19 protein-coding genes are annotated in these 20,197 nt (G+C 72.6%); 14 read left to right on the top strand and 5 right to left on the bottom strand.

Going from position 1 to position 20,197, the window contains the following annotated elements; translation table 11 throughout:
- Positions 1-75: 75 nt before the first annotated feature.
- Positions 76-783: a Pr6Pr family membrane protein gene (locus ABME02_RS13350; RefSeq protein ID WP_353815840.1), complete on the top strand. Its 708-nt coding sequence runs from the start codon at positions 76-78 to the stop codon at positions 781-783.
- Here ABME02_RS13350 and ABME02_RS13345 read toward each other — a convergent pair.
- The 5 genes from ABME02_RS13345 to ABME02_RS13325 all read right to left on the bottom strand — a co-directional run bounded on the left by ABME02_RS13345 (position 770) and on the right by ABME02_RS13325 (position 6,160).
- The gene (locus ABME02_RS13345; protein WP_353815839.1) at positions 770-1,528 is read right to left on the bottom strand and encodes an alpha/beta fold hydrolase; all 759 of its coding nucleotides are present in this window, start codon (positions 1,526-1,528) and stop codon (positions 770-772) included. The genes ABME02_RS13350 and ABME02_RS13345 overlap by 14 nt on opposite strands.
- Positions 1,525-2,247 (bottom strand): YqaJ viral recombinase family protein, encoded by a 723-nt coding sequence (locus tag ABME02_RS13340; RefSeq protein ID WP_436408273.1) that lies wholly within the window; start codon positions 2,245-2,247, stop codon positions 1,525-1,527. The genes ABME02_RS13345 and ABME02_RS13340 overlap by 4 nt, the downstream gene beginning before the upstream one ends.
- 55 nt (positions 2,248-2,302) lie before the next feature.
- Positions 2,303-3,478, bottom strand: coding sequence for an ROK family transcriptional regulator (locus ABME02_RS13335; RefSeq protein WP_353815838.1), 1,176 nt, complete (start codon positions 3,476-3,478; stop codon positions 2,303-2,305).
- Between the two features lie 148 nt (positions 3,479-3,626).
- Positions 3,627-4,679: an ABC transporter permease gene (locus ABME02_RS13330; RefSeq protein ID WP_436408272.1), complete on the bottom strand. Its 1,053-nt coding sequence runs from the start codon at positions 4,677-4,679 to the stop codon at positions 3,627-3,629.
- Positions 4,676-6,160 (bottom strand): sugar ABC transporter ATP-binding protein, encoded by a 1,485-nt coding sequence (locus tag ABME02_RS13325; protein ID WP_353815837.1) that lies wholly within the window; start codon positions 6,158-6,160, stop codon positions 4,676-4,678. The genes ABME02_RS13330 and ABME02_RS13325 overlap by 4 nt, the downstream gene beginning before the upstream one ends.
- A gap of 295 nt (positions 6,161-6,455) precedes the next feature.
- On the opposite strand from ABME02_RS13325, the gene ABME02_RS13320 reads away from it, so the two are divergent.
- The 13 genes from ABME02_RS13320 to ABME02_RS13260 all read left to right on the top strand — a co-directional run bounded on the left by ABME02_RS13320 (position 6,456) and on the right by ABME02_RS13260 (position 20,095).
- A complete protein-coding gene (locus tag ABME02_RS13320) occupies positions 6,456-7,502 on the top strand; it encodes a substrate-binding domain-containing protein (RefSeq protein WP_353815836.1) in 1,047 nt (348 codons plus the stop codon).
- 72 nt (positions 7,503-7,574) lie between these two features.
- On the top strand, positions 7,575-8,768 hold the full coding sequence (locus ABME02_RS13315) for a Gfo/Idh/MocA family protein (protein ID WP_353815835.1): 1,194 nt from the start codon (positions 7,575-7,577) through the stop codon (positions 8,766-8,768).
- 51 nt (positions 8,769-8,819) lie between these two features.
- A complete protein-coding gene (locus tag ABME02_RS13310; RefSeq protein WP_353815834.1) occupies positions 8,820-9,968 on the top strand; it encodes a polyprenyl synthetase family protein in 1,149 nt (382 codons plus the stop codon).
- Between the two features lie 133 nt (positions 9,969-10,101).
- Positions 10,102-11,283, top strand: coding sequence for an inositol-3-phosphate synthase (locus tag ABME02_RS13305; protein ID WP_353815833.1), 1,182 nt, complete (start codon positions 10,102-10,104; stop codon positions 11,281-11,283).
- Position 11,284: 1 nt separating this feature from the next.
- Complete coding sequence (locus ABME02_RS13300) at positions 11,285-12,151, top strand: SCO3242 family prenyltransferase (RefSeq protein ID WP_353815832.1); 867 nt, start codon at positions 11,285-11,287, stop codon at positions 12,149-12,151.
- Complete coding sequence (locus tag ABME02_RS13295; RefSeq protein WP_353815831.1) at positions 12,148-13,020, top strand: sugar phosphate isomerase/epimerase family protein; 873 nt, start codon at positions 12,148-12,150, stop codon at positions 13,018-13,020. Before ABME02_RS13300 ends, ABME02_RS13295 begins: the two co-directional genes overlap by 4 nt.
- Positions 13,017-13,535, top strand: coding sequence for an EboA domain-containing protein (locus ABME02_RS13290; protein ID WP_353815829.1), 519 nt, complete (start codon positions 13,017-13,019; stop codon positions 13,533-13,535). The genes ABME02_RS13295 and ABME02_RS13290 overlap by 4 nt, the downstream gene beginning before the upstream one ends.
- A gap of 2 nt (positions 13,536-13,537) precedes the next feature.
- Positions 13,538-14,434 (top strand): TatD family hydrolase, encoded by an 897-nt coding sequence (locus tag ABME02_RS13285; protein WP_353815828.1) that lies wholly within the window; start codon positions 13,538-13,540, stop codon positions 14,432-14,434.
- 2 nt (positions 14,435-14,436) lie between these two features.
- Entirely contained in the window at positions 14,437-15,573 is a 1,137-nt protein-coding gene (gene eboE, locus ABME02_RS13280) for a metabolite traffic protein EboE (protein ID WP_353815827.1), read from the top strand.
- Positions 15,570-17,003: an alkaline phosphatase family protein gene (locus ABME02_RS13275; RefSeq protein WP_353815826.1), complete on the top strand. Its 1,434-nt coding sequence runs from the start codon at positions 15,570-15,572 to the stop codon at positions 17,001-17,003. The genes eboE and ABME02_RS13275 overlap by 4 nt, the downstream gene beginning before the upstream one ends.
- A gap of 28 nt (positions 17,004-17,031) precedes the next feature.
- Complete coding sequence (locus ABME02_RS13270) at positions 17,032-18,051, top strand: sugar phosphate isomerase/epimerase family protein (RefSeq protein ID WP_353815825.1); 1,020 nt, start codon at positions 17,032-17,034, stop codon at positions 18,049-18,051.
- 41 nt (positions 18,052-18,092) lie between these two features.
- A complete protein-coding gene (locus ABME02_RS13265; protein WP_353815824.1) occupies positions 18,093-18,581 on the top strand; it encodes a DUF1294 domain-containing protein in 489 nt (162 codons plus the stop codon).
- A 113-nt stretch (positions 18,582-18,694) separates the two neighbouring features.
- Entirely contained in the window at positions 18,695-20,095 is a 1,401-nt protein-coding gene (locus tag ABME02_RS13260; protein WP_353815823.1) for a DUF1214 domain-containing protein, read from the top strand.
- Positions 20,096-20,197: the final 102 nt, after the last annotated feature.

The following is a 20,197-nucleotide window of genomic DNA, read 5'->3' as shown; positions in this document are numbered from 1 at the left end:
CCGTCCGCTCGCCGCCCGTCCGACCATTCTGCGGCACATTAGGCTGCGGAGGACCGGTGGATTCGAGGGGGATGGATGCGCGCGCTGTTCGGGGTGCTCCGGGTCGTCGCGGCGGCGGCGGTGATCGTCGCGATCGTCGGCCAGTTCGTCGTGAGCTGGTCGATGGTCGAGGACCGCGCGGCGTTCGTGGCGAACTTCTTCAGCTTCTTCACGATCCTCTCGAACGCGCTCACCGCGCTCGTGCTGTTCGCGGGCGCGTGGCTCGCGTTCACCCGTCCGGCCGATCCGCCGTGGTACGACCTCGTGCGCGCCTGCGCGACCACCTACATGGCGACGACCTTCGTGGTCTACAACCTGCTGCTGCGCGAGATCTCGCTCGACCAGGCGACGACCGTGCCGTGGTCGAACGAGATCCTGCACGTCTGGGCCCCGCTCTACGTCGTCGCGGACTGGGTGCTCGCGCCCGGCCGCCACCGGATCCCCTGGCAGCGGCTCTGGACGATCGCGCTGTTCCCGCTCGCCTGGGCGGTCTACTCGCTGGTGCGGGGCGCCCTGATCGGCTGGTACCCGTACCCGTTCCTGAACCCGGCGCAGCCGGCGGGCTACGGCGGCGTCGCGGTCTACGTGATCGCGATCGCCGCGTTCATCCTGCTGGTCGGAGCCGGCGTGCTCGCCCTGAGTCGGACGCCGTGGCCGCACGCGGCGCCGTCGAGGGCATCGCCGGGCGTCGACCGGTCGCGCGCGGGTCGCGAGCCGGACGCCGACCGCGTCACGACCGGCTGAGGAGGCGACCGACGGCCTCGCGCATCGCCGCCGCCTGCGCCGCCTGGCCGTCGTCGCGCGCCGGCACGCGCGCGAACTCCGCACCGAGCGCCGCCGCCCAGCGCTCCGCGAGCTCGAACGGGTGCACCGGGTCGCGCGGCGCGCCGACGACGAGCGAGCGGATGCCGCGGCTCGCGAGCGCGCCGAGCTCGGCATCGGACGCGAAGGCGCGGTTGCGGGGGATCTCGACCAGGCGGATGGCGCGGGGCGCGGCATCCGTCGCCAGGAACTGCGCCATCAGGCCACGACCGCCGAGCGGCGACGCCTCGGCGACCCGGAGGTAGGGCTCGGTGCGCGCGAACCGCTCGGCGCCGCCCTCGGGTCCGTGCTCCCGCAGGAGCTCGCCGATCACCGGGAAGGCGCGCAGGTTCGTCGGTAGTGAGGCGTCGTCGAACGCCGGGCGGACGAAGACCGCGCGATCCACGTGCAGCAGTCCGCGCACGGCGATCCGCAGCGCGATCGCCGCGCCCATCGAGATGCCGAGGAGCGTGTGCGGGCCGTCGCCGGCGACGCCTGCGGCGACCTCCTCGGCCAGCCGGTCCAGCGCGAAATCGTGCGGCTCGCCGAGCAGCGGTGACGCGCCGTGCGCGCGCACGTCGGGTGCGACGATGTCGGCCGCCGCGTTCGCCGCGTCGAGCACGGGTCCGAAGAGGTCGAGCGGCTGGCGGCGGTCGGCCCCGAGCCCGTGCAGGAGCACGAAGCTCACGCGAGCGGCCCCGGGCGGTAGAAGGAGCGGTCGGGTCCGCCGACGCGTGCGGGCTCGGTGGTCCCGGGCTGCGGCCGGATCGCCTCGAGGAGCATCCCTGCCAGGCGGACGAGCTGCGCGATCTGGTCCTCGTCGCGGTCGACCCACCGGCACTTCGGGTCGCCGATCGGCACGAAGCCGTCGTGCTGCTCCCAGACGACGAGCGTGCGCTCGGCGCCGAGCACGTACTGCTGCCACCAGACCTGGCGGAGGTACCCGCGCGGGATCCCTCGCCACGGCTTCGACGTCGTCTTGATCTCGCACAGCTCGAGCGTGCCGTCGCCCCGCACCGTCAGCCCGTCGGGGGTCGCGAGGTGCCGTCGGTCGGCCTCGGCGTGGAAGAGCAGGCTCGACGGCGCGATCCCGTGCTCCGAGCGGACCCATCGGGCGATCACCGGTTCGCGCTCGCGACCGTGGTCGGTATACCGGCTGCCGCCGAATCCGCGGCTGCGCCCGCCGTACACCTTCTCGCTCGCCGCGGCCCGGACGGATGCCTCGGAGGCGAGCTTCGCGGCATCCGTCGCCGTCACTCCCTGGGCGCGCGCCCGCAGCCAGGCCACCCGGTCGCCCGAGTCGGCGACGATGCGCGTCTCGTGGGGGTGGGGAGGCTGGCGGAGCGCCGACGCGACGCGGGGTGCGACCGACTCGAGGTCGAACAGCGCGAAGGGGGTGTCGGTCACCCGACCACGGTACTCCCGGCCGCCCCCGGCGCTCGCCAGCGGAGGACGCGCGGCGCTACTTCACCGCGCGGAGCGCGCCGCCGGCCGACTGCGCGATCATCGCCTCGATGTTCGCGGGGGAGAGCGAGTGGTGGATGGCGAGCATGCTCGCGCCGAGGACCGCCGCGTCGGCACCCGTCTGGGACAGCGTGATGTGCAGCGACTCGGTCGCGAGCGGCATCGACCGACGGTAGACGACCTCGCGCACGCCCGCGATCAGGTGCTCGCCGGCTTCGGCCATGGAGCCGCCGAGCACGATGACCGAGGGGTTCATCAGGCTGAGGCACGTCGTGAGCACCTCGCCGATGTCGCGCCCGGCCTGGCGGACCGCCTGGATCGCGTTGACGTTGCCGTTCTTCACGAGGTCGACGACGTCGCGCGAGTTCTTCGCAGGGATGCCGGCGGCGGTGAGCGCGCGCGCGATCGCACTGCCCGAGGCGAGGGCCTCGAGGCACCCGAAGTTGCCGCAGTTGCAGGCGATCTCGGCGCCGCGCGAGACGTAGACGTGGCCGATGTCGCCCGCAGTGCCCTGCGCGCCGCGCTGGAGGAAGCCGCCCGAGATGACGCCCGCGCCGATGCCGGTCGCGATCTTCACGAAGAGCAGGTGGTCGGTGTCGGGCCAGGCCCGCTCGCGCTCGCCCAGCGCCATGATGTTCACGTCGTTGTCGACGAGCACCGGCACGTCGATCTCCTGGCGGATCCAGCCGGCGACGTCGAAGCGGTCCCAGCCGGGCATGATCGGCGGGTTGATGGGTCGACCGGTGCTGAACTCGACCGGGCCCGGGACGCCGACGCCGATCGCGAGCAGGTCGCCGAGGCGGCGGCCCGTGTGCTCGATGAGTTCGCGCGTGGCCGCGATGACCGCGTCGAGCACGATCCTGGGGCCCTCGGCGACCGCGATGACCGAGTTGGTCTCCTCGATGATGCGCCCGGTGATGTCGGCGAGCGCCACCCGGATGTGCGACGCGCCGATGTCGACGCCCACCACGAACCGCTCGCTCGCCGTGATCGCGAAGAGCGACGAGGGGCGGCCGCCCGTCGAGGCGGCCTCGCCGACCGGGCCGACGAGGCCCAGGTCGGTGAGGGCGTCGATGCGCATCGCCACCGTCGTGCGGGCGAGACCGGTGATCGTCGCGAGTTCGCTGCGCGTGCGCGGCTGGCCGTCGCGGAGGATCTGGAAGAGATCGCTCATGGCGGTCGAGCCCAGGGCGTTCACATGGGGCCGCGCCTCGCCGTGCGCACTTACGTCAACCATCCGTCGATTCTCCCATACCTTCCGACATAACTCGCATGCACATGCATCCACCGGCATACGCCCGGTGCCGCGTCCGTGCCGCGCGCTAGTGCGACTTCGAACCCTGGCCCGCGAAGCGCTGCTGCAGGAGCACCGCGATCACGATGATCACGCCCTTCGCGACCGCCTGGACGGACGTCGAGAGGTTGTTCTGCGTGAACACGTTGGTGAGCGTCGCGAAGATCAGCACGCCGAAGACGGTGCCCGTGATCGTTCCGCGCCCGCCGACGAGCAGGGTGCCGCCGACCACGACCGCGGCGATCGCGTCGAGCTCGTAGAGCGTGCCGTGGGTCGAGGTGCCCGCCGTCGTGCGGCCGAGGATCATGACCGCCGCGATGCCCGCGGTGAGCCCGGCGAGCGCGTAGAGGTACATGGTGTGCCGGCGCACCGCGAGGCCCGCGAGGCGTGCGGCCTCGCGGTTGCCGCCGATGGCGACGGTCCGGCGGCCGAACGTCGTCCGGTTGAGCAGGATCCACCCGGCGACCGCGACGATCACGAAGATCCAGATGAGCATGTCGACGCCGAGCAGGTCCATGTTCATGAACTCGATGAACTCGGGGATCCGCACGACCTGGGTCGTGCGATTGGCGAGGATCTCGGCGAGTCCGCGCGCGGCGACCAGCATCGCCAGCGTCGCCATGAACGCGACGACCTTGCCGTAGGCGATGACGAAGCCGTTGAGGAAGCCCGCGGCGAGTCCGACGGCGAGGGCCGTGAAGACCATGACGAGCCAGGTCGAGTTGTCGGCCGCCGCCTGGATGGCGGAGAGCGTGGCGACCACCGACGCGAGGCCCATCACCGAGCCGACGGACAGGTCGATGCCGCCGCCGATGATCACGAACGTCATGCCGATCGAGATCACGCCGATGATCGAGGCGAGGCGGACGATCACGAGGATGTTGTCGATGTTGGTGAACCGATCGCCCGCGGTGATCGCGCCGACGACGAAGAGCGCGGCGAGGGCCAGGATCAGCCCGAGGTTGCGGCCGACGGATCCGCTCAGGAGGCTCTTCGCGCTGAACCGGCTCCGCGGCTCGGGCCGCGGTGCCTCGGGGCCGGCCTCGGCCGGGGCGATGGTCTGGGACTGGGACTCGCTCACGCGGCGGTTCCTTTCATGACGAGGTCGAGCACCTGGTGCTCGTCGATCTGGTCTGACTTGACGGTGGTGAGGATGCGGCCGTCACCCACGACGAGGACGGTGTCGGCGAGGCCGAGCACCTCCTCGATCTCGCTGGAGACGACGACGACGGCGTCGCCGTTCGCTGCGAGCCTGCGGATCAAGGCGTAGATCTCGGCGCGGGCGCCGACGTCGACGCCGCGCGTCGGCTCGTCGAGGAGGAGCACTGACGTGCGGTTGACGAGCCAGCGGGCCAGCAGGATCTTCTGCTGGTTGCCGCCCGAGAGCGTGCGGGCCGGGCGATCCGGGTCGGCCGGCCGGAGTTCGAGCGCGTCGATCTGCTCGGCGGCGATTCGGCGCTCGCGCCGCTCGTCGACGAACCCGCCCCGTGCGAACCGGGTGAAGGAGGAGAGCGTGACGTTCCGGAAGATGGGCTCGTCGAGCAGCAGCCCCTGGCTCTTTCGCTCCTCGGGGGAGAGGCCGATGCCGGAGCGGACGGCATCGCGGACCGAGCCCCGGCGCAGTTCCCTCCCGTTCGCGCGGACGGTGCCCGAGGTGGCGCGCCGGGCGCCGTAGATGGTCTCGAGGATCTCGGAGCGACCCGACCCGACGAGGCCGGCGAGGCCGACGATCTCGCCCGCGCGCACCGTGAAGTCGACGTCGGCGAACACGCCGTCGAGCGAGAGGCCCTCGACCTCGAGTGCGAGCGGTGCGTCGTCGGCGATGGGCGTGGCCGGAGGGAAGACGTTCTCGACCTCGCGGCCGGTCATGCGCCGGATGAGCTCCGAGGTCGGGGTCTCGGCGACGACCAGGCCGTTCGCCGTGCTCCGGCCGTCCTTCAGGACGGTGATGCGGTCGCCGATCTCCCGGATCTCCTCGAGTCGGTGCGTGATGTACACCACCGCGATGCCCGCCGCGGTGAGCTCTCGGACGACGCGGAAGAGGTTCTTCACCTCCTCGCCGTCGAGCACGGCGGACGGCTCGTCCATGATGATGAGGCGCGTGTCGTGCGAGAGCGCGCGCGCCATGCTCACGATCTGCTGGTTCGCCGCGCTCAGCGTGCCCACCTCGCGGGATGGGGAGAGGTCGCCGTGGCCGAGTCGCTCGAGCAGGGCCCGGGTGCGCGAGTTCGCCTCGCCGGCGCGGAGGAACCCGCCGACGGACAGCTCATGCCCGAGGAAGATGTTCTCGGCGATGGTCAGCCCGTCGACGACGTCGAGCTCCTGGTACATCGTGGCGATGCCGTGCTCGATCGCGGCCTGCGGCGAGTGGAGGGTGACCTCCTCGCCGTTCCACTCGATCGTGCCCGCGTCGGGAGCGTGCGCTCCGGCGAGGGTCTTGATCAGCGTCGACTTGCCCGCGCCGTTCTGGCCGAGGATGCAGTGCACTTCGCCCGCGACGATCTCGAGGTCGACGTTCTTCAGCGCCTGGACGCCGGCGAAGCTCTTCGAGATCCCGCTCATGCGGAGTAATGCCGGAAGATGGTCGTCTTTGATCACTCGGAAATCATAACCGGATCCTGCGATGTCGCAAGTGATTTTCCTCGAATGCGTCCCGAACGCGCTCTCACGCGCGTCAGGTCCGGGAACTGGCGGGCCATGCACTTATAACGCGTCACAAACATAAGTTGCGCAATTCCGGCTATCTTCTGCTACGCTCACGAAACGTCAGCGTGGACTCCGTTGGATGTGGTGGCATCCGGATGGAACGAGGTCCATCTGGCGGTGCTGCGTCACATCCAATGAGAGGACTACACGAATGAGTGTCACCCGCACCTCACGAGCCCGCATGCTGGTCATGGCGGGCGCTTCCCTCGCGGTCGCCGGCCTGCTGGTCGGCTGTACCGCGGGCGGTTCCGAGTCGAACGTCACGGAGAACCAGAACTCCGCCGAGGAGAACGCTGCGGCCGGCGACACGGTCGTCATCGGCTTCTCGGGCCCCGCGGCCGACCACGGCTGGCTCGGCGCCATCAACTCGGCGGCGATCGCCGCGGCCGACAGCTACCCCGATGTCGAGCTCCGCGTCGCGGAGGGCACGAACGACGCCAACCTCCAGATCAGCCAGGTCGAGACCTTCGTCAACGACGGCGTCGATGCGATCGTGCTGTTGCCGACCGACGGTGCGGCGCTGACCGAGGCGGCGACCAAGGCGATGGAGGCCGGCATCCCGGTCATCAACGTCGACCGCGAGTTCTCGAGCCCGTTCGCGGCTCGCGCGACGATCCTCGGCGACAACTACGGCATGGGCGTCTCCGCCGGCACGTACATCTGCGAGCGCCTCGAGGGCCAGGACGACGCGGTGATCGCCGAGATCGCCGGCATCGACTCGCTGCCGCTCACCCAGGACCGCTCTGCGGGCTTCGCCGACGCGCTCTCCGACTGCGGCCTCGAGGTCACCAACCGCGTCGCCGCGGACTTCACGATCCAGGGCGGCGAGGCCGTGACCTCGCAGCTGCTCTCGGCGGCGCCGGAGATCGACGCCATCTGGAACCACGACGACGACCAGGGCGTCGGCGTGCTCGCGGCCATCGACGCCGCGGGTCGCGACGAGTTCTTCATGGTCGGCGGCGCGGGCAGCGCGAACGCGATGCGCGCCATCCAGTCCGGTGACTCGGTGCTCGAGGCGACGGTCATCTACCCGTCGACCCAGGCGGCCGACGGCATCGCGCTGGCGCGCCTGATCGCGCAGGGCAAGACGATGAGCGACCTCTACACGCCGAGCGTGGCCAACCGGATCGTGCTCGACGCGCCGGTCGTGACCTCGGACAACGTGGACGAGTACATCCAGTTCGCCTTCGAGTCCTGACCCGAACCCTCACGAGGCTGGGCGCCCCTCGGGGCGCCCAGCCTCCCCTACCCAGAAAGGCACTCGATCGGCATGCGTGAACGACTCCGCGTCGCGATGGTGGGCAACGGATTCATGGGGGCCGCCCACTCGCAGGGATGGCGCGTCGCCCCGAGGTTCTTCGACCTGTCGGTCGAGCCGACGATGGACGTCCTCGTCGGTCGAGATCCGGACCGGGCCGCCGCCTCCGCCGCGAAGTGGGGCTGGACCGAGTCGGCGTCGGACTGGCGCGAGGTCGTCACCCGCGACGACATCGACATCGTCGACATCGTCACCCCGGGCGACTCGCACGCGGAGATCGCGATCGCCGCGCTCGAGGCCGGCAAGCACGTCCTCTGCGAGAAGCCCCTCGCGAACTCGTCGGCCGAGGCCGAGGCGATGACGCGCGCGGCGGAGGCCGCCGCCGCCCGCGGCATCCGCTCGATGGTCGGCTTCACCTACCGGCGCCTGCCGGCGACCGCCTTCGCACGCCACCTCATCGCCGAGGGGCGGATCGGCGAGGTGCGCCACGTGCGGGCCTCGTACCTGCAGGACTGGCTCGTCGACCCCGAGTCGCCGATGACCTGGCGACTGCAGAAGGATCGCGCCGGATCGGGAGCGCTCGGCGACATCGGCGCGCATGCCGTCGACATGGCGGAGTACCTCACCGGCCTGCGCGTCGCAGAGGTGTCGGGCCTGCTCGAGACGTTCGTGCGGCATCGGCCGATCGCCGGCTCGTCGTCGGGCGCCATCTCGGGCGGGTCGTCGGCGCCGGCCACCGGCATCGGTGAGGTCACGGTCGACGACGTCGCGTTCTTCCACGGGCGCTTCGCCTCGGGCGCGCTCGGCTCGTTCGAGGCCTCGCGCATGGCCACGGGCCGCAAGAATGCCCTGCGCGTCGAGGTGTCGGGGTCGGAGGGCGCGATCGCGTTCGACCTCGAGCACCTCAACCGCATCGAGTACTACGACGCGTCGGCCCCGGCGGCCGAGCAGGGCTTCACCTCGATCATCGTCACCGAGCCCGAGCATCCGTGGGTGTCGGCGTGGTGGCCCGCCGGGCACCTCCTCGGCTACGAGCACGGCTTCGCCAACCAGGCGCACGACTTCGTCGAGGCGATCGCCTCCGGGTCCGATCCGAGTCCGTCGTTCGCCGACGGGCTCCACGTGCAGCGGGTGCTCGACGCCGTCGAGCACAGCTCGGGATCCGCGGGGGCGTGGGTGGGCGTCGCCGGCGGCCGCGTGGACTGACCGGGGCGGGCGATCGGTCGGCCGGCTCCGCGAACGAAGGGGAGGTGCGGGATGACGTCGATCGGATCCGTCCGGCTCGACGAGCGGCCGGGGCGGCCGGGCTCCGGCGCTGTCGTCGAGGGGAGCGAGGGCGAGTCGGCGGCTGGGCTCGTCGCCCGCGTCGAAGCCGCGGTCGCGCGCACGCCGGCGGCGGTCGCGACCGCCTGGGCCGGGATCGCGACGGCCGCCGACGACCAGCCCGAGCTCGCGGAGCTCGTCGGCCGGCTCGCGGCGCAGCGCGGCGGGAAGTACCTCAGGTCGCGGCTCGCCGCGGCCGCCTACCTCGGCATGGGCGGCGCCGATGCGAGGGCGTGCGACGCGCTGGCGGCGGCGGTGCAGCTGCTCCACCTCGGGCTCTGCGTCCACGACGACCTGATCGACGGCGACGACCGCAGGCACGGTCGGCCGAACCTGTTCGGCGTCACTCGGGACGCGCTGCGCTCGATCGGCTCGGTCGCGACCGCCGAGCATCGGGCGGCGACGGCTGCCGTCCTGGCCGGCGACCTCGCCATCGGCGAGTCCGTCGGGGTCCTCGCCCGCGCCCCGGTGCCGGACGGGATCCGGGTCGGGCTCGTGCTCGAGGTCGTGACCGCCCTCGGGCAGGCGATCTCCGGCGAGCTGATGGACGTGCGCGGCGAGGAGCTCCCGCCCGAGGCGGCTCGCCCCGCTCGCACGGCCGAGCTGAAGACCTCGGGGTACAGCGTGGTCCTGCCGCTCCGGCTCGGCGCGGTCGCGTCGGGACGGGCGGATGCGGCGGCGCTCGCCGCGCTCGGGGAGTTCGGGCGGCACCTCGGGGTCGCCTACCAGTTCATGGACGACGAGCTCGCGGTCTTCGGGGACCCGGAGCGGACCGGCAAGTCGACGAGCTCCGACATCCGTTCCGGCACGCGCACCTTCCTGCTCCAGCTCGCGTACGCGGGGTCGTCGGAGGCGCAGCGGGCGAGCCTGGACCGCGACGTGGGCCGCGCGGACCTCTCCGAGGCGGGCGTCGAGCGGGTCCGCACGATCATGCGGGACAGCGGTGCGTTGGAACGGCATCGAGCCTGCATCGTCCGTCGCGCGGCCGACGCGGTGTCGGCCCTCGACGGCGCGGGCCTCCCGGCGGAGCTCGAGGCGTACCTCCGGGTACTCGCGCGGAGCGTCCCCGGGCGCGTCGCCTGACTTTCGACTGGGAATGATCGGGTTATCCCCGAAGTCCTGCAACTTCTGATTGACCGAGGACTCAAGGTCGGCTAGCTTCGAGATCGGGCCTGGCGGCCCACGCGCAACGGTGCACAGTGAATGGAGTTCGACGATGAACGATGGACGGACCGGTATCTGGTTCGTTGGCGCTCGCGGGAGTGTCGCGACCACCGCGACCGTGGGGCTCGCGGCCCTCGCCGATGGGCTCGCCGCGCCGGTCGGCCTCACCACCGCCGGACCGGAGTTCGACGGCGTCGCGCTTCCCGGCTTCGCCGACCTGGTCGTCGGCGGCCACGACGTCGACGAGACCCCGCTCGCCGACCGCGCCCGACGCCTCGCCGCGGGCGGCATGCTTCCCGCCCGGATCGTCGAGGCCGTCGCCGCACGACTCGACGCGGTCGACGCCGACCTCCGCCCCGTCGCGCGCACGCCGCGCGGCACCCAGCGCCAGGAGATCGAGCTCCGCGCCGCCGACATCCGGGACTTCCGCGAACGACACGGCCTCGCCCGGGTCGTCGTGATCGACGTCGCCTCGACCGAACCGCTCCCCGCCGACCGACCCGAATTCCACGACCGCGCCGCACTCGAGGCGGCGCTCGACGACTCGGCATCCGAGCCCCTGCCCTCGAGCACGCTCTCGGCGATCGCCGCCGTCGCCGGTGCGGCCGCACCCTACGCGTGCTTCACCCCGTCGCTCTCGCTCGACATCCCGGCACTGCGGGACCTCGCGGCCGAGTCGGCGGTGCCGATCGCCGGTCAGGACGGCAAGACCGGCGAGACGCTGCTGCGCACGGTGCTCGCGCCCATGTTCGCCTCCCGCGGCATGCGGGTGCTCTCGTGGGCGGGAGCGAACCTCCTCGGGGGCGGCGACGGCGCGACCCTCGCCGACCCCGACGCGGTGCAGTCCAAGCTCGTCTCGAAGAACCGCGGCCTGCACGACCTGCTCGGCGACGACGTCGTGACCCCGTTGCACATCGACAACGTGCCCGACCTCGGCGACCTCAAGACCGCGTGGGACCACGTGCACGCCGAGGGCTTCCTCGACACCCGCATCACGCTCCAGACCACGTGGAGCGCGTACGACTCGACCCTCGCCGCTCCGCTGGTGATCGACCTCGCGCGACTGCTCTCCCTCGCCGACGGCGCCGGTGTCGTCGGCCCGGTGGCCGAGCTCGGCTACTTCTTCAAGGACCCCTGGGGCAGCGACGTGCACGCCTTCGCCCGTCAGGCCGACGAACTCGTGTCGTGGGCGCTCCGGACCGCGGTCCGGAGGTCCGCCGCGCAGGTGGCGTGAGGTGGACGCATCCACGTTCCTCCGACTGGTCCGCGCGCCCGCCGGGCTGACGGTGCTCGGCGATGCGACCGCGGGCATGGCCGCGACCGGACGGCGCGGCGTCCTGCCCCGGCTCGGACTGCCCATCGCCTCGGTGCTCCTGTACTGGGGAGGGATGGCGCTGAACGACGCCGCCGACGCCGAACTCGACCGCGTCGAGCGCCCGGAGCGGCCCATCCCGTCCGGTCGGGTGTCGCGGCGGGCCGCCGTGGCGACGGCGGGCGGGCTGACGATCGCGGGCATCGCGGTGGCCGGGCTCACGGGCGGCCGTTCCTCGCTCGCCGTGGCCCTTCCGCTCGTCGGCGCCATCTGGGCGTACGACCTCGCGGCCAAGCGCAGCGTGCTCGGCCCGCTCGTCATGGGCGCGTGCCGCGGACTCGACGTGCTGCTCGGCGCCGGGGCGGGGGCGGCGCGGGTCGCCGCGCGTCCCGCACTCGTGATGGCCGGACACACCACGAGCGTCACCGCGCTCGCGCGCGGCGAGGTGCACGGCACGCGCCCCGTGGTGGCGGCCGCCGCCGCCGCGGTCACGGCGGGCTCGGCCGTCGCCGTGGTGCGGCCGGCCGCCGATGCCGCGGGCCTCGTCTCGTGGGTCGCCGCCGCTCGGTTCGCGCTGCCCGCGCTCCGTGCCCAGGCCGCCGCGGTCGGCACGCCGACCGGCCCGGTCGTCCGCGACGCCACCCGTCGCGGCATCCTCGCCATGGTCCCGCTGCAGGCGGCGCTGACGGCGCGCGCCGGCCGCCCGATCGACGCCGTGGTCCTGCTCGCGATCGACGCGCTCGGCGCCGTGCTCACGCGTCGCGGCGCGAGGGGACGTGAGATCACGTGACCGCCCCGACCGCGCTCGCCCGGCCGGTGCTGGGCTACGGAACGAACGGCCTCGCCGACCACCCGCTCCCCGATGCGCTCGACCTCGTGCAGCGGAACGGCTACGGCGCGATCGCGCTGACCCTCGGGCATCCGCACCTCGACCCGTTCGCCGACGGATGGCAGTCCCGCGCCGAACTGCTCCGCCGCGACCTCGACGCGCGCGGCCTCCGGATCGTCGTCGAGACGGGCGGGCGCTACGTGCTCGACCCGTTCCGCAAGCACCGTCCGAACCTGCTCGACGACGACGCCGGGGCTGAGCGGCGCGTGGCCTTCCTGGTGCGCGCGATCGAGATCGCCGCGATCCTCGGCGCGGACTGCGTCTCGCTGTGGTCGGGGGTGCGGCCCGACGGCGTCGACCCCGGCGCGGCATGGCCGCGCCTCGTCGATCGAATGTCCCGGGTCGTCGCCGCGGCCCGGGCCCGCGGCGTCCGGCTCGGGTTCGAGCCCGAGCCCGGCATGCTCGTCGAGACCGTCGCCGATGCCCTGCGGCTTCGCGCCGACCTCGGCGACCCGCCGGAGTTCGGACTGACGGTCGACCTGGGGCACTGCGTGGTGGTCGAACCGGGCGGGGTGGAATCCGCGCTGCGGGCCGCGGGCGGCCTGATCGTGAACGTGCAGGTCGACGACATGCTGCCCCACGCGCACGAGCACCTCGAGCTCGGGGCGGGGGCGCTCGACCTCGACCTCGCGTTCCGCACGCTCGCCGAACTCGGCTACGACGGCGTCGCGGCCGTCGAACTGCCGAGGCACTCGCACGCGGCGCCGCGCCTGGTGCGGGAGAGCATCGCACGACTGACCGACGTACTCGAGGAGATCGGAAGACCATGATCGACGCGACCACGGGACCCCACCCCGATGTCCGGGCCCGACGCGATGGAGCGACCGCGGCGCTGGCGAGGGCCGGTGCGCCGGCGATCGTCGTGGCCGACGAGCTCGAGTCGCGCTACCGGAGCGGGGACACCGAGGAGCGGGTCCTGGTGCTCGGCGTGCTCGACCGCATCGTGGCGGAGCAGGCCGCGCCTGACCTCGTGCGCGCCGTGGGCATCGACCTCGTCCGCGATGCGCTCCGGACGAACGACCCGCGACTCGTCGCCGCCGCGATGGGACCGTTCGCCGGCCGCCACCTCGGGGACCACGACTGGCGGCACGGCGTCGTGAAGCTCGTCTTCATGGGGGTGCCGCTCGCGGGCGTCGCTCGGCTCGACGAACGGGCCGACGACGAACTCGCGCGCATGGCCCAGGACCTCGCCGAGGAGCGCGAGGCGGCCGGCCGCCCGATCCCCGACGACCTGCGGGCGCTGCTGCCCGCGGTCGCCGACGAATCACCCGAGACAGGACGCTGACCATGCGCATCTTCGACCCGCACATCCACATGACCTCGCGCACGACCGACGATTACGAGGCGATGTACGCCGCCGGGATCCGGGCCATCGTCGAGCCCGCGTTCTGGCTCGGGCAGCCGCGCACGGGGGTCTCGAGCTACCTCGACTACTTCGACGCGATCACGGGGTGGGAGCGCTTCCGTGCCTCGCAGTTCGGCATCCGCCACCACGCGGCGATCGCGCTGAACCCGAAGGAGGCGAACGACCCTCGCTGCCGGGAGGTGCTGCCGGAGCTCGACCGGTACCTGCGCCGCGATTCGGTCGTCGCGGTCGGCGAGACCGGGTACGACTCCATGACGCCCGAGGAGGACGAGGTGCTCGAGACGCACCTCGACCTCGCGAAGCGCCACGGCCTGCCGGTGGTCGTGCACACGCCGCACCGGGACAAGAAGCACGGCACGCAGCGCACGCTGGACGTCATCGCGAACTCGGGCATCGCCCCCGAGCTCGTGGTGCTCGACCACCTCAACGAGGTCACGGTCGACCTCGTCGCCGAGCGCGGCTGCTGGATGGGGTTCTCCATCTACCCGGACACGAAGATGGACCCGCAGCGCATGGTCGCGATCCTCCAGCGGCTCGGCACCGAGCGGATGCTCGTGAACTCGGCCGCCGACTGGGGGCGTTCCGATCCGCTGCTCACGGCGAAGACCGGGAGGGCCATGCTGGGCGCCGGGTTCGCCGCCGCCGAGGTCGACGCGGTCCTGTGGCAGAACCCGGTCGCGTTCTACGGGCAGAGCGGTCGGCTCGACGTGACCCCGCTGCCCGGGTTCGAGGTCGGCGCGGAGGCGGAGCTGTTCGAGGGCAATTCGATCCTCCGCGGTGTCGCCGCCGTGCCGACGGCGGCGACAGAGGCGAGCTGATCGTGCACCTCTCGTACTGCACCAACGTCCACCCGGCAGAGGACCTCGACGGGGTGATGGCGCAGCTGCACGCCGCGGCGGGTCCGATCCGGCGTGCCGCCGGGCTCGACGTGCTCGGGGTCGGCCTGTGGCTGCCGGCGCCGCTCGCGGCGCGGCTCGCGACCGAGCCGGCGGCGCTCGACCGGCTGCGCGCGGCCCTCGACGAGGAGCGGCTCGAGGTGCGCACGTTGAACGCATTCCCGTTCGAGGCGTTCCACGCCGACGTCGTGAAGCTCGACGTGTACCGGCCGGACTGGACCGATCCGGCGCGGCTGGAGTACACGATCGATGCCGCCCGCGTCCTCGCGGCACTCCTGCCGCCGGGCGGGGCGGGCAGCATCTCGACGCTGCCGCTCGGGTGGCGGGAGGGGTGGGATGCCGCGGCCGACGCCGCCGCCCTCATCGCGCTCGGTGCCCTGTGCGCCGAGCTGCGCGCCATCCGGGCCGAGACCGGACGCGTCATCCGCCTCGCGATCGAACCGGAGCCGGGGTGCGTGCTCGACGACGTCGCCGACACCGTCGCCTGGCTGGACGCGCATCGCGACCGGATCGACCTCGAGCACGTCGGCATCTGCCTGGACACCTGCCACCTCGCGGTCTCGTTCGCCGACCCGCGGGCCGAGGTGGCCCGCATCGCCGCGGCCGGGATCAGGGTGGTGAAGGTGCAGGCCTCTGCCGCGCTGCACGTCGAGCGCCCGGGTGACCCGGCCGCGCGTGACGCGGTCGCCGGCTACGCGGAGGACCGCTACCTGCACCAGGTCCGCGAGGACGCGGCCGACGGGGTCCTCCGCGTCGACGACCTGCCCGAGGCGCTCGACGCACTGCCCGCGACGGCGCCATGGCGGGTGCACTTCCACGTGCCGCTGCACCTGCCGCCGGCGCCGCCGCTGACCTCGACCACCGACGTGCTCGAGGCCTCGCTCGATGCGGTCGCCGCGACCCAGCCGGTCGACGAACTGCACGTCGACGTCGAGACGTACACGTGGACGGTGCTCCCCGGCGTCGACGCCGACCACCCGGTCGACCTGGTGGCGGGCGTCGCGGGCGAGCTCCGGTGGGCCGCCGCACGCCTGGCCGAGCGGCAGGGGCAGCCCGCATGACCCGCCCGGTGCTGCTCCTCGACGTGGTCGGCCTCACCGCCGACGCGTTGCGGCACATGCCGCGCCTCACGCGCCTGGCCGCGCGCGGGTCGCGTGCGGAGCTCGGCACGGTGCTGCCCGCCGTGACGTGCTCGGTCCAGTCGACGGTGCTGACCGGCCGCATGCCCTCCGACCACGGCATCGTGGGCAACGGGTGGTACTTCCGCGACCTCGGCGACGTGCTCCTCTGGCGCCAGCACAACCGGCTCGTGCAGGGCGAGAAGCTCTGGGAGACCGCGCGGGACCGGGCCGGCGGCGCCTACACCAGCGCCAACCTCGGCTGGTGGTACGCGATGGGCGCGAGCACCGACCTGACCGTCACGCCCCGTCCGATCTACCACGCCGACGGCCGCAAGTCGCCCGACTTCTACGCCCGCCCGCCCGGCCTGCACGACGAGCTCCGCGAGGCCCTCGGCGAGTTCCCGCTGTTCCAGTACTGGGGGCCCACCGCGTCGATCCGGTCGACCCAGTGGATCGTCGACGCGACGCGTCGCGTGCTGGACCGACCCGATGCGCCCGAGCTCACGATGGCCTACCTCCCGCACCTCGACTACGACCTGCAGCGCTTCGGCCCCGACGCCCCGGAGGCGGCGCGGGCCGCCGCCGACCTCGACGCGGCGATGGCTCCGCTCCTCGACCAGGCCGACGCGCAGGGCGTCACCGTGGTCGCGCTCGCCGAATACGGCCTCGCCCGCGCCGACCTGCCCGTCGACGTGAACCGGGCCCTCCGCCGCGAGGGCCTGCTCGAGGTGTACGTGCAGGACGGCCGCGAGCAGCTCGACCCGTGGACCTCGCGCGCGTTCGCCGTCGCCGACCACCAGGTCGCGCACGTCTACGTCGCCGATCCCGCCGACGAGCCGCGCGTCGCCGCCATCCTGCGCTCGCTCGACGGCGTCGACGAGGTCCTCGACCGTGCCGCGCAGGCCCGGTACGGCCTCGACCACCCCCGGTCGGGCGAACTCGTCGCGGTCGCCGAGCCCGGGGCGTGGTTCACGTACTACTTCTGGCTCGACGACGATCGCGCGCCCGAGTACGCGCGCGGCGTCGACATCCACCGCAAGCCCGGCTACGACCCCGCCGAGCTCTTCTTCGACCCCGCCGACCGGCTCGCGAAGGCCAAGGCCGCCGGCAACCTCGCCAGGAAGGCCCTCGGCCTCCGCTACGCGATGAGCACCGTCCCGCTCGACCCGACCTGCGTGCGCGGCACCCACGGCCGACTCCCGGACAGCGCCGCCGACACCCCGCTGCTGCTGGCCTCCGATCCCGCGTTCCTCGACGGCGCGGGCGACCGCGTCCCCGCGACCGCCGTGCGCGACCTCGTCCTCCGCCACCAGGGCCTCGGCGAACGGATGCCGCAGCCGCCCGAGCGCGACCGTGTCGCGCCCCGATGACCACCGAACCCCGAGAGAGGATCCGATCATGACCGACACCCCTGCCACCCACCCCGTCACCCTGTTCACCGGGCAGTGGGCCGACCTGCCGTTCGAGGAGGTCGCGCGCCTGGCCTCGGAGTGGGGCTACGACGGTCTCGAGATCGGCGTCGGCGGCGACCACCTCGACACGAAGCTCGCCGACGAGGAACCCGGGTACCTGAAGGAGAAGCAGGAGCTCCTGAAGCGCTACGGCCTGGAGGTGTTCGCGATCTCGAACCACCTCACGGGCCAGGCGGTGTGCGACGACCCGATCGACTTCCGCCACCAGGCGATCGTGCGCCCCTACACGTGGGGCGACGGCGACCCCGAGGGCGTGCGGCAGCGCGCGGCGGAGGACCTCAAGCGCACGGCCCGCGTGGCCCGGAAGCTCGGCGTCGACACGGTCGTCGGCTTCACGGGCTCGAAGATCTGGCAGTACGTGGCGATGTTCCCGCCCGTGCCCGCCTCCGTCATCGACGCGGGCTACGAGGACTTCGCGAACCGCTGGAACCCGATCCTCGACGTGTTCGACGACGAGGGCGTGCGCTTCGCGCACGAGGTGCACCCCTCCGAGATCGCGTACGACCACTGGACGAGCGTGTGCACGCTCGAGGCGATCGACCGGCGCCCGGCGTTCGGCTTCAACTGGGACCCGAGCCACATGATGTGGCAGGGCGTCGACCCGGTGGGCTTCATCTGGGACTTCCAGGACCGGATCTACCACGTCGACTGCAAGGACACCCGGATCCGCACCGCGAACAGCCGTTCCGGCATCCTCGGCTCGCACCTGCCGTGGGGCGACCCGCGCCGCGGCTGGGACTTCGTCTCCACCGGTCACGGTGACGTGCCGTGGGAGGACGCGTTCCGGGCCCTCGACGCGATCGGGTACACCGGCCCGATCTCGGTCGAGTGGGAGGACGCCGGCATGGACCGCCTCCACGGCGGGCCGCAGGCGCTCGAGTACGTGCGCTCGCTCATCTGGCCGCGCCCGACGGCATCGTTCGACGCCGCGTTCTCGAACCAGTAGGGCGGATGCCACCGGCCCGCGCCGCCCGTACGATCGAGGTCATGCGACCCGAACCGACGGCCGCGCGGCGCGGGCCGCACGCGGCATCCCGACCGCCGCGCCCCGCCGCCCGGCCTGAGCGCGACCTCTCGCGCCCGCTGCCCGCGGCGCTCAGCTGGGGCGTGCTCGTCGCGTTCGCCGCCGCGCTCGCCGTGGGGCTGCTCGTCGGGGCCGTGCCGTGGTGGCTCGCCGTCTGGTTCGGCGCGGCGAGCCTCGTCGACGTCGCGGCGTACGGGGCCGACAAGGCAGCTGCCCGGCGGGGCGCACCGCGCGTCGCCGAGCGGACGCTGCATCTCGTCGACCTCGCTGGCGGGTGGCCCGGGGCGCTCGTGGCGCAGCAGGCGTTCCGGCACAAGACCCGCAAGCGCAGCTTCCGTCGCGTGTTCTGGGCCACCGTGGTGGCGAACCTGCTGCTCGCCCTCGGACTGGTCGCGCTGCTCGGATCGCCCGAACTCGCGCTCGGCGGCATCCGGGAGCTCGTCGGACGCTAGGGCCACTGGTCCCGACGGCATCCGCACGTCCTGTGGTACTTTCCGCGCGAAATCGGCCGCCGGATCCGCCTGTCACGTCGTCGGGCGGGCCGGCTCCGGCAAGGGGGAAGACCATGCATCGTCACGACCGGGCCCGCACCGGGCCGAACCGAATCGCCGCACTCGCCGCCGCCGCCGTCGCATTGGCGCTCACCACCGTGGCCCCGGCGGCCGCCGCGCCGCCGTCCGGCAACAACGGGGGCAAGGACATCGCCTCGACGACCGAGAACTACCTCACCACCTTCTATCCGATCTGGTTCACGCACTTCCAGACCACCGAACTCCCGGTGCCGGTCAACCACTTCATCGGGCCGAACGAGATCTCGCCGGTCTACCAGGCGGTCGTCGCGATCAACGACGACACGCTCTACGCGAGCTCGCCGCTCGAGGTCGGCGACACCCCGGTCGGGGTCTACGTCCCGGCGACGCCGGTCGGCTACTCGGTGCTGCTCGTCGATCCCTACGGGAACGTCTACCCGTCGGGCATCCCGTCGCGGAAGGCGGGCGAGGGCACGGAGAACATCCAGTACGCGCTGATCGGACCGAACGCCTCGGACGACCTGCTGGGTGCGAACGTCGTCAAGCTGCCGCTCGAGCACATGATCATGATCTTCCGGGTCGACAAGCACATCGGCACCGAGGACGTGACCGACGAGGCGAACGAGTTCCGCAAGGGGATCCTCGTCGACGGCGTCCCGACCGCCGTCAAGCCGGTCGAGGAGTTCGGGGTCCCGGTGAAGACCATCGCCGACGACCTCGTCCGCGTCGCTCCGATCGACTTCCTGCGCCAGATGCAGGTCGCGGTCGCCGACGACGGCTGGACCCCGCCGCTGACCCGCCAGGAACAGAAGCTCTCCGATGACTTCGACGCGCTGTTCGGCGACGGGTCGAGCCTGACGTCCGCCGAGCGCGCGCTGTTCGCCCAGGGTGCCCGGTCGGCGCACGACGCCCTCATCGCCAACTACCTCGACAGCCGGGGCACCACCAACTGGACCCACTTCACCAACATCGGCGCGTGGAAGAAGAACGTCCTCGATCGGGCGTCGATCACGGAGTTCTGCCAGTACTGCAACACGATCGAGACGGCCGCGTACTACCACGCCTTCTTCGACGGCAACGGCGCTCCGCTCGACGGGTCGAACGCCGATGGCTACGTGCTGACGTTCCCGGCCGACGCGATCCCGGATGCCGAGCGCTTCTGGTCGCTGACCGCCTACACGCCGCAGGCCATCCAGCCGATCCCGAACGAGCTCGACAAGTACCTCGTGGCGAGCTACACCGAGGGGTTGGAGACGAACCCCGACGGCTCGATCTCGATCTACATGTCGGTGACCCAGCCCGACGGCGTGCCGGTCGCGAACTGGCTCCCGGTGCGCGACGGGACGTTCAACGTGATGCTGCGCGTCTACGGCGTCGTGCCGAAGAGCGACATCGCGAAGGACAAGTACCTCCCGCCGGCCATCCAGCAACGCTGAGGCCGCAGTCGACGGCGCCCCCCCCCCCCCCCCCGGGGGGGGGGCCCCGGCGGGGGGGGGGGGCGAGCGCCCCGCGGATGGCCCGGCTCGGCCCTGCGCGGC

Source organism: Agromyces zhanjiangensis (genome assembly GCF_040496055.1).
Lineage (GTDB): Bacteria > Actinomycetota > Actinomycetes > Actinomycetales > Microbacteriaceae > Agromyces > Agromyces zhanjiangensis.
This window is presented reverse-complemented; position numbering and strand designations above follow the sequence as displayed.